Origin of the sequence: Lachnoclostridium sp. An76 (assembly GCF_002161355.1) — a bacterium.
In the GTDB taxonomy this organism is placed as follows: Bacteria; Bacillota; Clostridia; order Lachnospirales; family Lachnospiraceae; genus Mediterraneibacter; species Mediterraneibacter caccavium.
Window position 1 is genome coordinate 153,438 of sequence record NZ_NFHL01000004.1, and the last position, 18,494, is coordinate 171,931.

Annotated in this window: 14 protein-coding genes; 13 read left to right on the forward strand and 1 reads right to left on the reverse strand. The window is 51.1% G+C overall.

Translation table 11 applies throughout. The features are described from left to right. Positions 1–16: 16 nt before the first annotated feature. The 7 genes from tuf to truA all read left to right on the forward strand — a co-directional run bounded on the left by tuf (position 17) and on the right by truA (position 7,714). Positions 17–1,210 (forward strand): elongation factor Tu, encoded by a 1,194-nt coding sequence (gene tuf, locus B5G27_RS09225; protein ID WP_087178615.1) that lies wholly within the window; start codon positions 17–19, stop codon positions 1,208–1,210. Between the two features lie 674 nt (positions 1,211–1,884). After that, entirely contained in the window at positions 1,885–3,075 is a 1,191-nt protein-coding gene (locus B5G27_RS09230; RefSeq protein WP_087178616.1) for an ATP-binding protein, read from the forward strand. Positions 3,076–3,284: 209 nt separating this feature from the next. Further along, the gene (locus B5G27_RS09235) at positions 3,285–4,145 is read left to right on the forward strand and encodes a YitT family protein (RefSeq protein WP_087178617.1); all 861 of its coding nucleotides are present in this window, start codon (positions 3,285–3,287) and stop codon (positions 4,143–4,145) included. A gap of 124 nt (positions 4,146–4,269) precedes the next feature. Further along, positions 4,270–5,121: an energy-coupling factor transporter ATPase gene (locus B5G27_RS09240; RefSeq protein WP_087178618.1), complete on the forward strand. Its 852-nt coding sequence runs from the start codon at positions 4,270–4,272 to the stop codon at positions 5,119–5,121. After that, positions 5,106–5,951: an energy-coupling factor transporter ATPase gene (locus B5G27_RS09245; RefSeq protein ID WP_087178619.1), complete on the forward strand. Its 846-nt coding sequence runs from the start codon at positions 5,106–5,108 to the stop codon at positions 5,949–5,951. The genes B5G27_RS09240 and B5G27_RS09245 overlap by 16 nt, the downstream gene beginning before the upstream one ends. Then, complete coding sequence (locus B5G27_RS09250; RefSeq protein WP_087178620.1) at positions 5,948–6,772, forward strand: energy-coupling factor transporter transmembrane component T family protein; 825 nt, start codon at positions 5,948–5,950, stop codon at positions 6,770–6,772. Before B5G27_RS09245 ends, B5G27_RS09250 begins: the two co-directional genes overlap by 4 nt. Positions 6,773–6,913: 141 nt before the next feature. After that, positions 6,914–7,714 (forward strand): tRNA pseudouridine(38-40) synthase TruA, encoded by an 801-nt coding sequence (truA, locus tag B5G27_RS09255; protein WP_087178730.1) that lies wholly within the window; start codon positions 6,914–6,916, stop codon positions 7,712–7,714. Between the two features lie 128 nt (positions 7,715–7,842). On the opposite strand, the gene B5G27_RS09260 is transcribed toward truA, so the two are convergent. After that, the gene (locus B5G27_RS09260) at positions 7,843–9,702 is read right to left on the reverse strand and encodes an IS1634 family transposase (protein ID WP_087178621.1); all 1,860 of its coding nucleotides are present in this window, start codon (positions 9,700–9,702) and stop codon (positions 7,843–7,845) included. A 111-nt stretch (positions 9,703–9,813) separates the two neighbouring features. Between B5G27_RS09260 and B5G27_RS09265 the strand changes: the two genes are divergently transcribed. From B5G27_RS09265 to hydF, 6 genes are all read left to right on the forward strand, one after another. Then, on the forward strand, positions 9,814–10,212 hold the full coding sequence (locus B5G27_RS09265; RefSeq protein ID WP_087178622.1) for a tRNA pseudouridine synthase A: 399 nt from the start codon (positions 9,814–9,816) through the stop codon (positions 10,210–10,212). Positions 10,213–10,386: 174 nt separating this feature from the next. Beyond that, positions 10,387–11,118, forward strand: a complete 732-nt coding sequence (nagB, locus tag B5G27_RS09270; RefSeq protein WP_087178623.1) for a glucosamine-6-phosphate deaminase — start codon at positions 10,387–10,389, stop codon at positions 11,116–11,118. A 104-nt stretch (positions 11,119–11,222) separates the two neighbouring features. Continuing rightward, positions 11,223–11,966 (forward strand): copper homeostasis protein CutC, encoded by a 744-nt coding sequence (locus tag B5G27_RS09275; RefSeq protein WP_087178624.1) that lies wholly within the window; start codon positions 11,223–11,225, stop codon positions 11,964–11,966. Positions 11,967–12,052: 86 nt separating this feature from the next. Further along, the gene (locus tag B5G27_RS09280; RefSeq protein ID WP_087178625.1) at positions 12,053–15,361 is read left to right on the forward strand and encodes a glycoside hydrolase domain-containing protein; all 3,309 of its coding nucleotides are present in this window, start codon (positions 12,053–12,055) and stop codon (positions 15,359–15,361) included. Between the two features lie 349 nt (positions 15,362–15,710). Then, positions 15,711–16,934, forward strand: a complete 1,224-nt coding sequence (gene tyrS / locus B5G27_RS09285) for a tyrosine--tRNA ligase (protein WP_087178626.1) — start codon at positions 15,711–15,713, stop codon at positions 16,932–16,934. Positions 16,935–17,061: 127 nt separating this feature from the next. Continuing rightward, the gene (gene hydF, locus B5G27_RS09290) at positions 17,062–18,381 is read left to right on the forward strand and encodes a [FeFe] hydrogenase H-cluster maturation GTPase HydF (RefSeq protein WP_087178627.1); all 1,320 of its coding nucleotides are present in this window, start codon (positions 17,062–17,064) and stop codon (positions 18,379–18,381) included. Positions 18,382–18,494 lie beyond the last annotated feature (113 nt).

Consider the following 18,494-nt stretch of genomic DNA (forward strand, 5'->3'; position numbering starts at 1 on the left):
AAGGAGGACATTCAAAATGGCAAAAGCTAAATTTGAAAGAACAAAACCGCATTGTAATATTGGTACCATCGGCCACGTTGACCATGGTAAAACAACTCTGACAGCTGCTATTACAAAGGTGCTTTCTCACAGAGTATCCGGTAACGCAGAGGTTGCTTTCGACAACATCGATAAGGCTCCGGAAGAGAGAGAGCGTGGAATCACGATCTCCACAGCACACGTTGAGTACGAGACAGAGAAGCGTCACTACGCACACGTTGACTGCCCGGGACATGCTGACTACGTTAAGAACATGATCACAGGCGCAGCTCAGATGGACGGCGCTATCCTCGTAGTTGCTGCTACTGACGGTGTTATGGCTCAGACAAAGGAGCACATCCTTCTGTCCCGCCAGGTTAACGTACCGTACATCGTAGTATTCATGAACAAATGCGATATGGTAGACGACGAAGAGCTGCTTGAGCTCGTAGAGATGGAGATCCGTGAAGTACTCAACGAGTATGAGTTCCCGGGAGATGACACACCGGTTATCCAGGGTTCTGCTCTGAAGGCTCTTGAGGATCCGGACAGCGAGTGGGGCGACAAGATCATGGAGCTCATGGATGCTGTTGACGAGTGGATCCCGACTCCGGAGCGTGACACAGATAAGCCGTTCCTGATGCCGGTAGAGGATGTATTCTCCATCACAGGACGTGGTACAGTTGCTACAGGTAGAGTAGAGCGTGGTACACTTCACGTATCTGACGAAGTTGAGATCATCGGTATCCACGAGGATGTTAAGAAGACAGTCGTAACAGGTATCGAGATGTTCCGTAAGCTTCTTGACGAGGCTCAGGCTGGTGATAACATCGGTGCTCTTCTTCGTGGTATCCAGAGAACAGAGATCGAAAGAGGACAGTGTCTGATCAAACCGGGCACAGTTACATGCCATACAAAATTCACATGCCAGGTATACGTTCTGACAAAGGATGAGGGTGGACGTCATACACCGTTCTTCAACAACTACCGTCCGCAGTTCTACTTCAGAACAACAGACGTTACAGGCGTTTGCGAGCTTCCGGAAGGCACAGAGATGTGCATGCCTGGAGATCACGTTACAATGACAGTTGAACTGATCCATCCGGTAGCTATGGAAGAAGGTCTGAGATTCGCTATCCGTGAGGGTGGACGTACAGTAGGATCAGGAACAGTTGCTTCCATCATCGAGTAATTACGCGTAAGGCTACAAGCCGTGCGCTAAAATAGAAGAAAAGCCCAGGGAAAGTGCTTGCATTTTCCCTGGGCTTTTCTTCTATTTTAGCATAGGGCGCCAGCCCGCGAGCGAGATGTAGCGAAGCGGAATCGAGCTACGCACGGCGGAGTAAATCATTCGAAAGTGCTTGCATTTTCCTGTGGCTCTTCTTTTATTTCGTCATAGGGCGCCAGCCCGCGAGCGTGATGGAGCGCAAAGCGCGGAATCGAACTGCGCACAAGTGTGAAAATAGAAGGTTGACTTGGTTGCATTTCAGAACTATTATTAAGAAAAGTTCATTCTTAGAATTGATGGAATAACAGATCCTGGATTTTGGAGGGCGTTGGATGGGAAAAAGGATGAGCCTTCATCGGTATATGTTTTTTTGTGCAGGATACTGTCATTGCTTGGTCTGATCATTTTAGTTATGTTAATGTATTTCCGCCAGATGAATTAGTACTTTTGGCTTATTCGGCAACATATTATCGGAAGCTGACATATGTATTATTCTATAAAGATTATTATAGAATTTTCTTAAATCAAAACATGAACATTAAAAAGTAAAGTTATTTTGATATATCAAAATAACTTTACTTTTTAATGCGTTTATTCTAAAATAAAGGAGGGGATAATAGGGTAAACGAGGTGTTTTTATGATCAAGCGTGAAAATATATTAAAAAGGATCCGGCCATTTTACGAGAATGAATTGATCAAGGTGCTGATCGGTTTAAGGCGTTCCGGAAAATCTGTGCTCTTGCATCAGATCATGGATGAGCTGCTGCAGGCAGGTGTGAAAAAGGAACAGATTATTTATATGAATTTCGAAGATTTTCAATATTCCTCGATTACAAATGCACAGCAGCTATATGAGTATATTTGCGATAAAAGGCAGAATGAGGAAAAATATTACCTCTTTTTTGATGAGATCCAGATGGTCTCAGAATTTGAAAGGTCGATCAATTCTTTCCGGGCGACATGGGATGTAAGTATTTTTATGACGGGTTCCAACAGTAAACTTTTGTCAGGGGAGCTGGCTACTGTTCTTTCCGGGAGATATATTACATTCAGGGTAATGCCATTCTCTTTTCAGGAAGCATGTGAGATGAGAAAAATTAAGACGCCGGATGAAAATGATCTTACAGAATATATGAACTGGGGCGGTATGCCGCAGCGGTTTTCCATGCATGGGGAGAGCGAGGTCCGTACATTTCTGCAGGATCTGTATAACTCGGTTGTACTGCGGGATATTGTACAGCGGGCTGGCGCCCGGGATGTCGATCTTCTGAACCGCATTATGGAGTATCTGATGGCAAATCCTTCGCAGACTTTTTCCTCTCAGGGGATACTGAAATATTTCAAGAGTGTGGACAGAGATGTAAGTACGCAGACGCTGTACAATTATCTGGATCACATCCAGACGTCCCTGATCGTGTCGAAAGCGCGGCGGTATGATATCAGAGGCAGGAAGATCCTTACTACGCTGGATAAGTACTATCTTACGGATCTAGGGCTTGGGAGGATCCATAACAGCGGGTATAAGCTGGAAATGGGAGCGCTTCTGGAAAATGTCGTCTATAACGAGCTGCTCTCCAGAGGCTATGAGGTGTATGTCGGAAAGCTCCCGGGCGGCGAAGTGGATTTTGTGGCGCTTAAAAACGGAAAGAAAGAATATTATCAGGTGACATATTATCTGTATGACCAGAAGGTGATCGACCGGGAATTCGGAGCATATGCAAGTATACCGGATAATTATCCGAAATATGTGATATCCATGGATAAGATGGATTTTTCAAGAGAGGGGATCATACATCTGAATGCCCTGAAATTTCTGTTGGAGAAATAAACAACAATAGATATTGCAAGTGTAAAGGAAGTGATGACCTATGTTTGCGCAGTTCAGCCTTGAAGTGGCGGGGATGCTTTCCCGCAGCACGTCTCTCTCGACGATCGTCCAGTATGCGGAGAGCCGGGCTCTTTATCCGCTCATGTGAAACGCGGATACTTTAGAAAAAACTGCATATCCTGACTATATTAAACATCAGGAGCAGCAGAATGAAAAGAAGAGAAGAAACAAAAACGGGGAAACTCCTGTGGGACTTCCTCTACAATATCGCCGGCAGCATCCTGTATGCTGCCGGTATTTATACTTTTGCGGGAAATGCGGGATTCGCCCCAGGCGGAGTATCCGGGCTGGCACTGATCATGGACTATCTGTGGGGACTGCCTGTGGGAACGGTGACGCTCCTGCTCAATATCCCGCTGGTCATCATCAGTTACCGTGCAGTAGGGAAACGGCTGTTGGTCAAAAGCGCGGTAACGATGGTGATCTCGTCCTTATTTCTGGATCTGGTGTTCCCGCTCTTTCCCATGTACAGCGGCGACCGACTGATCGCGTCAGTGTGTTCGGGAGCATTCCTCGGGGCGGGAATGGCTTTGTTTTATATACGCGGTTCATCATCGGGCGGCATTGATTTCCTGGCATTTGCGATCAAGAAAAAGAAGCCGCACATGACGATCGGGGTGATCACCATGCTGATCGACCTGGCGGTGATCCTGCTCGGTTGGCCCGTGTTCGGGGATGTGGATGCTGTGCTGTACGGTGTGCTCGCCACATTCGTATCAACGGTGGTCATTGACAAGATCCTCTATGGCGTGGGCGCGGGAACGCTGGCTGTCATCATTACCGGGAATGGAAAAGCGGTGGCGGAACGGATCGGGGAGCGGGCGGCGCGGGGCGTTACGTCCCTGAGGGCGGTCGGCGCTTATACGGGGAAAGACAGGGAGGTCCTCCTGTGCGCCTGCTCCAAAGCTGAGGCATATCTGGTAAAAGAAGCAGTGCAGGAAGCGGATGAGAAAGCGTTTTTCATGTTTACGGAGATCAGCGAGGTATACGGGGAGGGATTTAAGAGATAGCGGGACTTGCAAAATACACTTTCATGCCGTAAAATAAAGACCATATGAGCCGGAAATCCGGCTGCCGGATGATAAGAACGGATATGCCGGCAGCCGCAGATATTTATTGGAGGGCAGGAAGCCGATGGAAATGATCCATGCAGAGAAACTGATCTATGAATATGACAAGCGGGACGAGGAAGGCAATGTGATCGGGACGAACCGCGCCATCGACGGCGTGGACATAGACATCCCACAGGGATCCTTTGTCGCCGTGCTGGGCCATAACGGCTCCGGGAAGTCTACGCTGGCAAAGCATATGAACGCCATCCTCGTGCCCACGGGCGGGACAATGTGGGTGGACGGCCGGGATACGAAAGATCCGGCTGAACTGTGGAATGTGCGCCAGACCGCGGGCATGGTCTTTCAGAATCCGGACAATCAGATCATCGGCACTGTGGTGGAAGAGGACGTGGGATTCGGCCCGGAAAATCTGGGTGTGCCCACGGATGAGATCTGGAAGCGGGTGGAGGACAGCCTGCGCTCTGTGGGAATGATCGAGTACCGCAAGGCGTCCCCGAACAAACTCTCCGGCGGGCAGAAACAGCGCGTGGCTATCGCGGGAGTGATCGCCATGGAGCCGAAGTGCATCGTGCTGGACGAGCCCACGGCGATGCTGGACCCCAACGGAAGGAAAGAGGTCATCCGCGCGGTGGAGAAGCTGAGGAAAGAGAAGAAGGTCACAGTGATCCTGATCACACATTATATGGAAGAAGTCATTGACGCGGACCAGGTGTTCGTCATGGACGGCGGGCATATCGTCATGCACGGCACGCCCCGGGAGATCTTCAGCAGGGTGGAAGAGCTGAAGTCGTACCGGATGGATGTGCCCCAGGTGACGATGCTGGCAGAGGAACTGCGGAGACGGGGACTGGATATCCCGAGGGGCATCCTGAGGAGAGAAGAATTGGTGGAGGCATTATGTCGATTGCGTTAGAACATATCAATTATGTATACAGCCCGGGGACAGCCTATGAGAAACAGGCGCTCAAGGATGTGTGCCTTGAGATTCCCCAGGGACAGTTCGTGGGCATCATCGGGCACACCGGATCCGGGAAGTCCACGCTGATCCAGCACCTGAACGGGCTGACCAGGGCGACTTCGGGCAGGATCCTGTACGAAGGGAAGGATATTTACGAAGAGGGTTTTGACATGCGCTGGCTGCGCAGCCAGGTCGGTCTTGTCTTCCAGTACCCGGAGCATCAGCTCTTTGAGGTGGATGTGCTGAGCGATGTTTGTTTCGGGCCGAAGAACCAGGGACTGTCCCAGGAAGAATGCGAAGAGCGGGCAAAAGAGGCGCTGGAGCTGGGTGGTTTTCCGGAGAAGTATTACAGGCAGTCGCCCTTTGAACTGTCCGGCGGGCAGAAGCGCCGCGTGGCGATCGCAGGAGTCCTGGCCATGCGCCCGAAGGTGCTCGTGCTGGATGAGCCGACGGCAGGGCTGGATCCGAAGGGAAGGGACGAGATCCTGGATCAGGTGGAGAGGCTCCATAAGGAGACCGGGATGACTGTCATCCTTGTGTCCCACAGTATGGAAGATGTGGCGAGATATGTGGAGCGTATCATTGTGATGAACCGGGGGGAGAAGATGCTGGACGGCACGCCTCGGGAAGTGTTCCGCCACTATAAAGAACTGGAGAAGGTAGGGCTTGCGGCGCCGCAGGTGACTTATGTGATGCATGATTTAAAGGAGAGGGGATTTGACCTCTCACCGGATGCCACGACGATCGAAGAGGCGGCGGATGAGATAATGAGGAGCTTATCATGATAAGAGATATCACGATCGGGCAGTATTACCCGGCAGAGAGCAGGATACACAGACTGGACCCAAGGGTGAAGATCGTATGCACCCTTCTTTTTCTTGTGTCTTTATTCGTCCAGAGCAGCCTGCTCGGATATGTGATCGCGACGGTATTCCTCGGGGGGGTCATAAAGCTGTCGAAAGTACCGCTCAAATACATAGTAAAAGGCTTAAAGCCCATAGTGATCCTTTTGCTGTTCACTGTAGTGATGAACCTGTTCCTCACGCAGGGAGGGGAAAAGCTGGTGCATTTCTGGATCTTCACGATCACGGAAAACGGGCTGAGGACTTCGGTTTTTATGGCTGTGAGGCTGATGTACCTGGTGGCAGGTTCCTCGATCATGACGTTTACGACTTCGCCCAACGGGCTGACGGACGGGATGGAAAAACTTCTCCACCCGCTGAATAAAGTAAATGTCCCGGTGCATGAGGTGGCGATGATGATGTCCATTGCCCTGCGTTTCATCCCGATCCTCCTGGAGGAGACGGACAAGATCATGAAGGCGCAGATGGCGAGGGGCGCGGATTTTGAGAGCGGGAATATCATCCAGAGGGCAAAGGCGATGATCCCAATCCTCGTGCCGCTGTTTGTCTCCGCGTTCCGCCGGGCGAATGACCTGGCGATGGCCATGGAGGCGAGGTGCTACCACGGCGGAGAGGGGCGCACGAAGATGAAGCCGCTGAAATATAAGACACGGGACAGAATGGCCTATATTATCACAGTGGTTTATGTGGCTGCGGTTTTTGCGGCAGGAAGATTTGTAGATTTTAAATTATGGATATTCTGATGAACAGTCAGAGCGTTGTCTGAGATGCGTGGTCCGGATGTGCGGAGCTATCGCATCTCATGTTTTATACACAGAGGAAAATACACAGAGAAAACGGAGGGTGTTATGAAGGATATCAAAAAGGGTATCAGGAAGGGGAACATGAAGAGGATCAAACTGACAGTTGCCTATGACGGAACGGATTACTGCGGATGGCAGATCCAGAAAAACGGCGTGACAGTGGAAGAGGTGCTCAACCGGGCGCTGTCCCGGCTGACCGGGGAGAAGATCACTGTGGTCGGGGCGAGCCGTACGGACGCGGGCGTCCATGCACAGGGAAATGTGGCTGTGTTTGATACGGATACCAGGATACCGGCGGAGAGGATCGCATATGCGGTAAATGCGCTGCTCCCGGAAGATGTGGTGGTGGTGCGGTCCGAGGAGGTCCCGGCGGGATGGCACCCGAGGAAATGCGTGTCCGTGAAGACTTATGAGTACCGGATCCTGAACCGGGAGTTTCCGGACCCGGTGAGGCGCAGGGATACTTATTTCGTGTCGTTCCCGCTGGATCTGGACCGGATGCGCCGGGCGGCGGAGTATCTGAAGGGCACCCATGATTTTAAGAGCTTCTGCAGCGCGCAGACGACAGTGGAGGATACTGTGAGGACGATCTACAGCCTGGATGTGGACCGGGAGAGGGAGCTCTTTACGATCCGGGTCCGGGGGAACGGATTCCTTTACAATATGGTCCGCATCATCGCGGGTACGCTGGCAGGCGTGGGGAGGGGATATTTTGAACCGGGAGATGTAGAGCGGATGCTGGCGGAGAAGGACCGGACGAAGGCAGGGGTGACGGCCCCGCCGCAGGGGCTGACGCTGGTGGGGATAGAGTATGAGGATACTGCGCAGGACGGGGGCTGCAACAACAAGGGAAATGATCAGGGGAAGTGCTGTTCTTCTTGACATTTATCCAATGGATTGATACTATAATTTCCCGTTTTCGACACTTTAACGAATTAGAAGAGCCGGAGACCCTTTAAACTTAAGGGTTTCCGGCTCAAACTGACAGAGAAAGATGTTGTATGTGAATGCTATTGTAAAAATTTTTTTATCATACTGTTTAATTCTTTTGGTCTGTAGTGAAGTCTGTCCAGTGGTAGCATAGTCAATCTGGTTAATGCGTCAAGGGCTTTGCTTCCGTTATAAAGCGCCATGTATTCAATATCGTGGACATTAGCGACGTTCATATTCTTTAAGGTGGTTATGAGATTGCTGGCTGTTACATGTGTTCCCTGATCATCTAGCCGGGCTTCCAGCAGGCGATAGACCAGAAGTGCGGTATAACAGATCAGAAAATGTGCCTTAATACGTTCCTGAAGCCTATGGTTGACCGGACGGCCGTCAAAGTTGGTTTTCATGATCCGAAAGCATTCTTCTATCTGGTATCTCTTATTGGATACTGCGAGGATATCTTTTGCGTGATCCTGCAGATTGGTCGCTACGGCATAGTAACCATCATATTTTTCTTCTTCGGCAATCTTATCCTGATCCAGGATATATTCCACGACTGCTGTTTCCCCCGATTTTGTTTTCGCTGTTCTTTTTAAGAAACGTTTTACATCGTTCGGACCTTTTTTGATCTCTTCAGGATCTTTTAACTCTAATAACTTCTTTGCCCGCTCAATCTGCCTGCTGCGGACAGATCTCTGATATTCCATCACCTTTCGGGAAAAAGTAATGATAATGCGCTGTTTAAGGACACCCTTCGCTTTCCGTTTCATAGTGCGTCCGTTCTTTAACGTCACATCTTCGTAGAGGCCGAGATCCAGTACCTTATCGGCATCTACCACTTTATAAGCAAAATCGTTATATAATTTCAGGTTTTCCTCTTCAAATCGGTCAAAGCTTTTCATTCCAGCGATCGTGACAGGTTTGTCATTGGAAAGAAGCCGGTAATCGTAGTCGTTGAAAACGGATTGTTTTAAAACACCGCTCATTTTTTTGATCGATTGCGTGACAATGAACGTCCTGCCGCCCATACTGTTAAATTTTCGGATGTTGTAAGAACCGAGACCGGCATCTGCGCAGTAGATAAATTTTGCATCCGGCAGCATTTTCATCACTTCTTTTTCCAGTGGGATAGCGGTAAGCTGTTCACTGGTGTTGCCGGGGTGGAGACACATGGTGATAGGGATGCCCCGCGAATCCATAAACAGCCCCATCTCTACGATCGGGTTAGGCCGATGCTCTTTGCTGAAACCGTACTGACGCATTCCCTTCATGATTTCTCCCGTGACTTCATCTACGACGTCTTCATCCGGCTGCTCTGATTCAAAATAGAAGTTGGAACAGTCATAGTAAAGGACAGAAGTATCTCTTTTTACGATCGTATTACTCTGCCTGAACAGCCATGCCAGGTAATCGTCATGGTTTTCTTCCAGTAAATCCATAAAACGCAGGATGTGCTGGTAATCAAAATCCGGCTGTTCATAGTAGGTGTCAAGCTTATGCCATGTGGCATGTTTTGAAAGCGGGTCGAGGATCCTTGCATAGGTAAGGAAACGGGATATCGTGTAACAATCGAAAGTAATCTTCCGGTCTTTCGTTTTCTGATGGAAGAAATCTCTGAGCCGGAGACCTTTCATAAGTTCCTGGAGGAAAAAGTATCCAATGTTCAGCCAGGTAGAGGAAGAAGCAGGGTCGTTTGTATGAGGAACACGTTGATTGAAATCAGCGGACAAAGTATATTCCACTTTTCCGGACCGGTATTCTTCATTCCACTTTCGTATCTCCTCGCGGACATAAGCCTCCGGGTCGTCCGTGATTTTCAGGAGTTCAGAATGTTTGCCGAACTTGATTATATTTTTAGATGTAACTTTTTTCCCGTTGCGAAATCCCTGCTGACCATAATAGGTAGGGTCTTTCAGGCGTTTATCAAAATAGAGCTTCAATCATTATCACCTCAAGACCATTATACCATAAACATGCAACACATGCAACATATAAAAAGATAAAATTTGACAAAAAAATACCGCATTTCTGCGGTTTGTAAGAATTTATTGATGATTCAACTGTTGAAAACCCGGGCGGCGGAGTATCTGAAGGGCACCCATGATTTTAAGAGCTTCTGCAGCGCGCAGACGACAGTGGAGGATACTGTGAGGACGATCTACAGCCTGGATGTGGACCGGGAGAGGGAGCTCTTTACGATCCGGGTCCGGGGGAACGGATTCCTTTACAATATGGTCCGCATCATCGCGGGTACGCTGGCAGGCGTGGGGAGGGGATATTTTGAACCGGGAGATGTAGAGCGGATGCTGGCGGAGAAGGACCGGACGAAGGCAGGGGTGACGGCCCCGCCGCAGGGGCTGACGCTGGTGGGGATAGAGTATGAGGATACTGCGCAGGACGGGGGCTGCAACAACAAGGGAAATGATCAGGGGAAGTGCTGTTCTTCTTGACATTTATCCAATGGATTGATACTATAATTTTAATAATATCACTGGGATGTTACGAGGGAAGACAAAACCAGATTTTCAAGTAATAAGGTCTGACTTTATGCTTCGGAAATCTGGTTTTTTTATCTGTCCTGAGTGCCTTCCGCGGCGAATATATGATTTGAGGAGGAAGAGAATATGAAGATCTATGAAGCAAAAGACTACCAGGAAATGAGCAGGAAAGCGGCAAATATCCTTTCCGCGCAGGTGATCCTGAAGCCGGATTGTGTGCTTGGGCTGGCTACGGGTTCCACGCCGATCGGGACATATGATCAGCTTGTAGAATGGTACGAAAAAGGAGATCTTGATTTTTCGGAGGTGAAGACAGTCAATCTGGACGAGTACAGAGGGCTGACACGCGACAATGACCAGAGTTACTATTATTTCATGCATGAGCATCTGTTTGACCGTGTGAATATCAAACCGGAGAATACCAATGTGCCGGACGGCACAGAGCCGGATGCGGACAAGGAGTGCGCAAGATATGAAGAGCTGATCGCATCCATGGGCGGTGTGGATATCCAGCTTCTGGGACTGGGACACAACGGGCATATCGGGTTCAACGAGCCGGACAGCTCCTTTGCGCAGACCACACACTGCGTAGACCTGACAGAGAGTACCATCGAGGCGAATAAGAGATTCTTCGCTTCTGCGGATGATGTGCCGAGACAGGCGTATACAATGGGGATTGGAACGATCATGAAAGCAAAGAAGATCCTTCTCATCGTAAACGGGGAGGCAAAAGCAGATATCGTGGCAAAAGCATTCTTCGGCCCGGTAACGCCGGAGGTGCCGGCGTCGATCCTCCAGCTGCACAATGATGTTGTAATTGTTGGTGACAGCGCAGCGTTGTCTAAGATTCCGAGATAATTTGGCGAGTAGTCTGAAAATGGCGGCAAAAGGGGTCAGACCCCTCTTAAGAGGGGTCTGACCCCTTTTGCTGATATCGTCAGAATATTCTGAAAGGAGTAGCTATGTCTTATTTACTTGAAGTCTGTGCAGACAGTGTCCAGTCTGCGATCGCTGCCCAGGAGGGCGGTGCGGACAGGATCGAACTTTGTTCGGGGCTGGTCATCGGCGGGCTTTCTCCGTCACCGGCTTTGTTCCGCGAGGTTAAGCGGAATACGGATATAAAGGTGAGGGTGCTGCTGCGCCCGCGTTTCGGCGATTTTTGTTATGATGGATATGAATTCAGGGTACTCAGGGACGAGGTGGAAATGTTCCGCGATCTGGGGGCCGACGGTGTGGTCATCGGTATCCTGAAGCCGGACGGGACGCTGAACATGGAGCAGATGGAAGAGTTGGTGCAGGCTGCCGGCGGGATCGGCGTTACCATGCACCGGGCATTTGATGTATGCAGGGATCCTATTGAGGCGTTGGAGCAGTGTGTTTCCCTTGGGATCGATACCATCCTTACGAGCGGGCAGAAGAGTTCTGCCTGGGAGGGAAGGGAACTGCTCAGGCAGCTTGCAGACCGGGCCGGAGGACGCCTGGATATACTGGCAGGTGCAGGGATCGGACCGGGAGTGATCGGGAAACTGGCGGAGTATACCGGAGTGAGATCCTTCCATATGTCTGGGAAAAAGGTCGTGGACAGCCGGATGGGATTCCGGCGGGAAGGCGTGCCGATGGGAATCCCCGGTTTCAGTGAATTTGAAATCTGGCAGACAGATGCGGAAAAGGTGAGAGAAGCGAAAAATAATATGAAGAAAGTATAAGCATTGTAAAATAGTCGATTCCTAAAAAAGAATAAATGCTATATGCTAAATAAATTGGAATATGTCTTATACCAGGAGGAAAACAAATGCTTACGAAATTGGGAAAATGTGCGCTGGCAGGACTTTTGTCCGTATGCACGGTGATGACTGCGGCGCCGGTGATGGCATCGGCCGTGCGTGCTGCTGATGAAGCGGTTGTCATCGATGACACGGAGTTTACATACTCCGCAGGGAAAAATGCGAACGACGGAGGCTGGGACAGCGCGGCCGGGGCGGATGCCGCGGCGAGCGAACACTGGTCAAATACAGTGGGAGCCTGGGCTGAGATCGAGTTTGAAGGCACAAAACTCGAGATATACGGGAAGAAGGCTCCTAACCACAGGATGTTTTCCGTGCAGATCGATGGGGGAGCGGTTGTTGAGTGCGACGCGTATGCAGCAGTGAGCACGGATAATAACGCCCTGCTTTATTCGACTGAGGATGCGGGCATCGAGCTGGAGGCGGGAAGCCATACGGCGAGAGTGACGATCCTTGACAAGGCAAATGCGTCTGCTTCAAATGTGCTCGGCATGAATCTCGCGTATGCGAAAGTATATGGCGGGGATACGGCGGAAGAGCCGGAAGAACCGGAGTTCCCGGGATACACGGATGTGGACGACAGTGTTGTGACAACGTCCGGCGAGGCATTTAAGATCCAGTATGAGCCTTCAGGACGCTGGCATGCGGAATCCGGGTATCCGAACCTCTTTTTTGACGGAACGGACCACTACAGTGACAATGGCGCAGACACAGATTACTATACAATGACATTTACAGGGACCGGGATTGAGATCTGGGCAAGCAAAAACCCTGCACACGCAAACTTTGACGTGTTTATTGATGATGTGAATGTCGGATCAGGGGAGGCAAAGCTTGAGTCCGGCAGCGCGGTGCATCAGCAGAAAATGTTTGAGATAACGGATCTCGAGAATACGGAGCATACATTAAAAGTCGTAAAGCAGAGCGGGGATACAGCGGCTCTCCAGTTGGACAAGATCCGTGTATACCACGATGAGCTTGCTCCGGAATCGATCACGCTGGATCAGACAGAGGCGCTTTTGATCCCGGGAGGCACAGTGCAGCTGACAGCAGCGCTCACACCGTGGAATGCGTCAGACGAGCTGGTCTGGGAGAGCAGCGATCCCGATATGGTATCTGTGGAGGATGGACTGCTCACAGCTTCAGAAGATATCACAGAGAAAACAACTGTGACAGTGACTGTAAAGTCAGCGGTCGATGAGACAGCATCCGCGTCAGCAGAGATCACAGTGGATCCTGCGCTGGCAGTGATGAACGCATATGTGGGAGATGAGAAGCTCCTGGATATGGGAGAGGATTATGATTCGCTCAAAGGCGGCAGCGGAAGCACATTCACCGGGACCGCTTGGAAGGCGGATGAGCTCAACTCCAAGATCGTGGTTGCAGCAAATAAGGACGTGCACAACGTGCAGGTGACGGCGTCTGACCTTAAGACAGAGGACGGAAAGACGCTCTCCAAAGACAATGTTGATATCAAATGGCTGAAAGAAGTCACTGCGAAGGAAGGAAGAAATGCTGCGGGCGAAAGAAAGCAGTACCCGGATATCATTTATAAAGGCGGAGCAAAAGATATCGAGGCAAATGACGTGCAGTTCGCATGGGTGCAGATCGCTGTCCCGGAGGATACCGCGGCAGGCACATACACCGGAATGATCAGTGTGACAGCGGATGAACTGGATCAGGCGTTTGAGCTGACATATACAGTAGAGGTCATTAACCTGGTACAGCCGACGGCGCAGGATGTCGGGTATGAAGTGCAGATCTGGCAGCATCCGTTCTCAGTGGCGAACTATTATCTCGGCCTTGGCGATGAGATCTCACCGGGAGGCGGGATCTGCAATGAAAGTGCGGATGATTTCTACTTTACAGAAGAGCATTTTGCCCTGATGGAAGACTCCATGCAGGAGTATAAAGAGCTGGGCGGCCGCGATGTCGTCGCGAACATCGTGGAGGAGGCTTGGAACCACCAGTCCTTCTACGGAGACCCGTCCATGGTCCAGTGGACAAAGAAATCCGATGGGACATGGGAGTTTGATTATGACTGGTATGACAAGTGGATCAACTTCCAGATCGAGATGGGGATCCTGGATCCGGCAAACGGAGAGGGACAGATCAAATGCTACAGTATCGTGCCGTGGAATAACCAGATCGCTTACTATGACGAGGCGTCAGGCACTGAAAAGAAAGAAGTCTTTACCCCGGGAACAGATGCGTTCAGGGAGATATGGACGATATTCCTTACAGATTTCATGAAACATTCCGAGGAGATGGGATGGTTTGACATTACATACATTTCCATGGATGAGCGCGGGCTCGACCTGCTCAAACCGGCGGTCAGCGTGATCGAATCCGTGACAAATGAGGAGGGGGAGAGCTTTAAGATTTCCTCCGCTATGAATGCGGAATCCCTGCATGAGAGAGAGTTCTTAAAGAGAGTGGATGACATTTCCATCAATCTGGACAATGCAGGCGATGTGGAACTGATGAACGAAGTGTCGGCAGAGCGCAGGGAACTCGGATTAAAGACAATATACTATACATGTACAGGCAATTATCCGGGCAACTTCATGATCAGTGACCCGGGAGATAACTACTGGACAGCATGGAACGCCCTGACACTCGGAACAGACGGGTTTATGAGATGGGCATGGGATAACTATCTGTATGATATGTTCGGAGATGCCACATACCGCTACTGGGAGCCGGGAGACGGATGGTTTATATATCCGGTGGAGAGAGGCACAGAAGATACCGCGGAGAGCACTGTGTACAGCACCCCGCGCTACGAGATGTTCAAGCAGGGCGTACGCGACGCGTGCAAGGCGAAATATCTCCTCGCTTCTGATAAGGTGACAGAGGAGCAGAAAGAAGCTTACAGCGCAATAGTAGAAAATCTCCAGAGGCCGGCTAAGACCACATATGCGGGAGCAGCAGTCCCGGCAAATGAAGACCAGAGGATGCTGGCACACAGCGAGACGGCACGTGCGCTGGAGGCTACAAATGACCTGGCGCGTCAGATCGCGGATCAAACAGGACCGTCCGGACCGGACAGCGGAGATAACGATAAGCCCGGTACAGGAGAAGATAAACCGGGTACAGGGGAAGATAAGCCGGGTGCAGGGTCAGATACGCCGGATGCAGGGGAGGATAGACCTGATGCAGGGACAGATAAACCGGCAGCAGACGGCAGCACACCGAAGACCGGAGACGGTGCAGGCTTTCTCCCGCAGATGACTGCTCTTGTATTGGCTGCGGCAGGATTGGCTGCGGCAGCGGGGGGTGCCGCGAAAAAGCGCTTGACAAACAGGAGACGATAGGCTAAGATTGCCTCATATGATACAGGCTGTGAAGGGAAGAAGTAGCAGATGGCCGTGAAGACAGAAAGCTGCCGGGTGATGAGAGGCGCGTGATGCGGTGTCAGTGAATACATCCCGGAGCTTCGCACCGAAAGTGCTGAATCTGATCCGAAAAGATCCGAAGATGCATGTGTAGGCTGCGGCGGAGCGGCGCACGTTACAGCGCCAGACGAGACCGGCAGCAGGATATCCCCGGATATCGGCAGTCCGGTGAATTAAGGTGGTACCACGGGAAAGATCCGTCCTTATTGCGAGAGCAGTAAGGGCGGTTTTTTAATCCCAAAGGCTGAGATGGAAAAGGAGAAGAAAGATGGGAATCTATGAAGAACTGCAGGCAAGAGGGCTGATCGCCCAGGTGACGGACGAGGAAGGCATCCGCGAGTTGGTGAATAACGGGAAGGCTGTGTTTTATATCGGTTTTGACCCGACGGCTGACAGCCTCCATGTAGGGCACTTCATGGCGCTGTGCCTGATGAAGCGTCTCCAGGAGGCTGGGAACAAACCGATCGCCCTGATCGGCGGGGGGACAGGCTATATCGGCGATCCGTCCGGGCGCACGGATATGCGCAGCATGATGACCCCGGAGCAGATCTGCCACAACTGCGACTGTTTTAAGGCACAGATGAGCAAGTTTATCGATTTTTCTGATGGCAAGGCGCTTATGGTCAACAATGCGGACTGGCTGCTGGACCTGAATTACGTGGAGCTCCTGCGTGAAGTGGGACCGCATTTCTCTGTGAACAGGATGCTTACGGCAGAGTGCTACAAGCAGAGAATGGAAAAGGGCTTAAGCTTCCTTGAGTTTAACTACATGATCATGCAGGCGTATGACTTCTATGCACTATTCCAGAAATACGGCTGCAATCTCCAGTTCGGAGGGGATGACCAGTGGAGCAACATGCTGGCGGGTACAGAGCTGATCCGCCGCAAACTCGGGAAAGACGCGGGGGCTATGACCATCACCCTTCTGCTCAACTCAGAAGGCAAGAAGATGGGCAAGACACAGTCCGGCGCGGTCTGGCTGGACCCGAATAAGACGTCGCCGTTTGAGTTCTATCAGTACTGGAGGAATGTGGCGGATGCGGACGTGCTGAAATGTATCCGCATGCTGACCTTCCTGCCGCTCGAAGAGATCGACAAGATGGATTCCTGGGAAGGCGCCCAGCTCAATACTGCAAAAGAGATCCTCGCATACGAGCTGACCAAGCTGGTACACGGCGAAGAAGAGGCGAAGAAAGCACAGGAGAGCGCACGCGCCCTGTTCAGCACGGGTAATGCGGCGGAGATGCCGACGACGGAGCTTACGGACGGGGATTTTGAAGAGGGGCAGATCGATATCCTTACCATGCTCGTGCGCAGCGGACTTGTCCCGTCAAAGTCAGAGGCAAGACGCGCGGTGCAGCAGGGAGGCACTGCCGTGGACGGAGAGAAAGTAACGGACATCAAAGCGGTGTTTGCAAAGGATGTATTCGCGGGAGAAGGCGTGATCCTGAAAAAAGGAAAGAAAAATTTCCACAGACTTGTGGTAAAATAAGAGTGATCCGGGACAAAGATCCCTGGGGTCATGTATCAGAAAACCATTTTGCAAGGGGGCAGGAGGAATCTTGCCCCCTGCCTTTCATTTGCAGACAGATGATTTGATTTTAATGGAGGGATGGATCATGAGTATGAATCAGACACCGTCATCAGAGCGGGTGCACATCGGTTTTTTCGGCAGGAGAAATGCAGGAAAATCAAGCGTAATGAACGCGGTCACAGGACAGGATATCGCGGTGGTCTCGGATGTGCGAGGGACGACCACGGATCCGGTCTATAAATCAATGGAGCTCCTGCCGCTGGGGCCGGTTGTGATGATGGACACGCCGGGGATCGACGATGAGGGAGAGCTTGGAACGCTCCGGGTAAGGAAGAGCTATCAGGTGCTCAACAAGACGGACGCGGCAGTGCTCGTCATAGACGGGACAGTCGGAGCTGCGCCGGAAGATATGGCGCTTCTGGAACGGATCAGGGAGAAGAAGATCCCATATGTCATCGCGGTAAATAAAAAGGAAGCAGCGGAAGAAGCTGCCCTGAAAAAGACCGTGGAGCAGCTGAGCCGTGAGAAGGCAGTCGGTGGCGGGAAAAATGAGGAAAACGGAAAATGCGGGAAAAGCGTGAAACGAGGGGTAAGCGGCAGCGAAGGCTCTGTGGAGGATACCGGGAGGGTAATCTGCGTGAGCGCAGCCACAGGCGAGGGGATCCCTGAACTGAAGGAACTGATCGCCTCGGCGGCGAGGATGGAAGAGCCGGAGAGATATATTGTAAGGGATCTTTTAGATCCTTCGGACATGGCGGTGCTGGTCGTGCCGATCGACAAAGCCGCTCCCAAGGGCAGGCTGATCCTCCCGCAGCAGCAGACGATCCGGGATATACTGGAGGCAGACGCAGTGTCCGTCGTGGTGAAAGAGACGGAACTGAAAAATGTACTGGGGCGGTTCCGGGAAAAGCCGAAGCTGGTGATCACGGACAGCCAGGCATTTGAAAAAGTGGCGGCGGATACGCCGGACGATATCCTGCTCACCTCCTTCTCCATCCTTTTTGCAAGATACAAGGGAGACCTGGCATCAGTGGTGAAAGGCGTGACCGCGCTGGATACAGTGGAGGACGGAGATGTGATCCTGATCAGCGAAGGGTGCACCCACCACAGGCAGTGCGATGATATCGGGACAGTGAAGCTGCCGCGCTGGATCCGGGAATACACGGGAAAAGAGATCCGTATTGAGACAACGTCAGGCACGGAATTCCCGGATGAACTGACAAAGTATAAGATGATCATCCACTGCGGCGGGTGCATGCTGAACGAGCGGGAAATGAAGTACCGGCTGAAATGCGCGGAAGACCAGGGAGTGCCTATGACAAATTACGGGATCGCCATCGCGTTTATGAAAGGGATCCTGAAGCGGAGCGTGGAAGTATTCCCGGAGATATATGAGATGCTGTAAACTCCCGAAAAGTTATGAATGTGGCTGTCAGAACGTTATCAGAAAAAGAAAATGATTGCCAAAAATTTATAATTTGTTTATAATTAGTTTCATATCGTGCCGGAAAAGCCAAA

Bases quoted from the DNA above. Each gene is read 5' to 3' on its own strand.
- tuf (WP_087178615.1), top strand. From the start codon at position 17: ATGGCAAAAGCTAAATTTGAAAGAACAAAACCGCATTGTAATATTGGT.
- B5G27_RS09230 (WP_087178616.1), top strand. From the start codon at position 1,885: ATGATCAAGCGTGAAAATATATTAAAAAGGATCCGGCCATTTTACGAG.
- B5G27_RS09235 (WP_087178617.1), top strand. From the start codon at position 3,285: ATGAAAAGAAGAGAAGAAACAAAAACGGGGAAACTCCTGTGGGACTTC.
- B5G27_RS09240 (WP_087178618.1), top strand. From the start codon at position 4,270: ATGGAAATGATCCATGCAGAGAAACTGATCTATGAATATGACAAGCGG.
- B5G27_RS09245 (WP_087178619.1), top strand. From the start codon at position 5,106: ATGTCGATTGCGTTAGAACATATCAATTATGTATACAGCCCGGGGACA.
- B5G27_RS09250 (WP_087178620.1), top strand. From the start codon at position 5,948: ATGATAAGAGATATCACGATCGGGCAGTATTACCCGGCAGAGAGCAGG.
- truA (WP_087178730.1), top strand. From the start codon at position 6,914: ATGAAGAGGATCAAACTGACAGTTGCCTATGACGGAACGGATTACTGC.
- B5G27_RS09265 (WP_087178622.1), top strand. From the start codon at position 9,814: ATGATTCAACTGTTGAAAACCCGGGCGGCGGAGTATCTGAAGGGCACC.
- nagB (WP_087178623.1), top strand. From the start codon at position 10,387: ATGAAGATCTATGAAGCAAAAGACTACCAGGAAATGAGCAGGAAAGCG.
- B5G27_RS09275 (WP_087178624.1), top strand. From the start codon at position 11,223: ATGTCTTATTTACTTGAAGTCTGTGCAGACAGTGTCCAGTCTGCGATC.
- B5G27_RS09280 (WP_087178625.1), top strand. From the start codon at position 12,053: ATGCTTACGAAATTGGGAAAATGTGCGCTGGCAGGACTTTTGTCCGTA.
- tyrS (WP_087178626.1), top strand. From the start codon at position 15,711: ATGGGAATCTATGAAGAACTGCAGGCAAGAGGGCTGATCGCCCAGGTG.
- hydF (WP_087178627.1), top strand. From the start codon at position 17,062: ATGAGTATGAATCAGACACCGTCATCAGAGCGGGTGCACATCGGTTTT.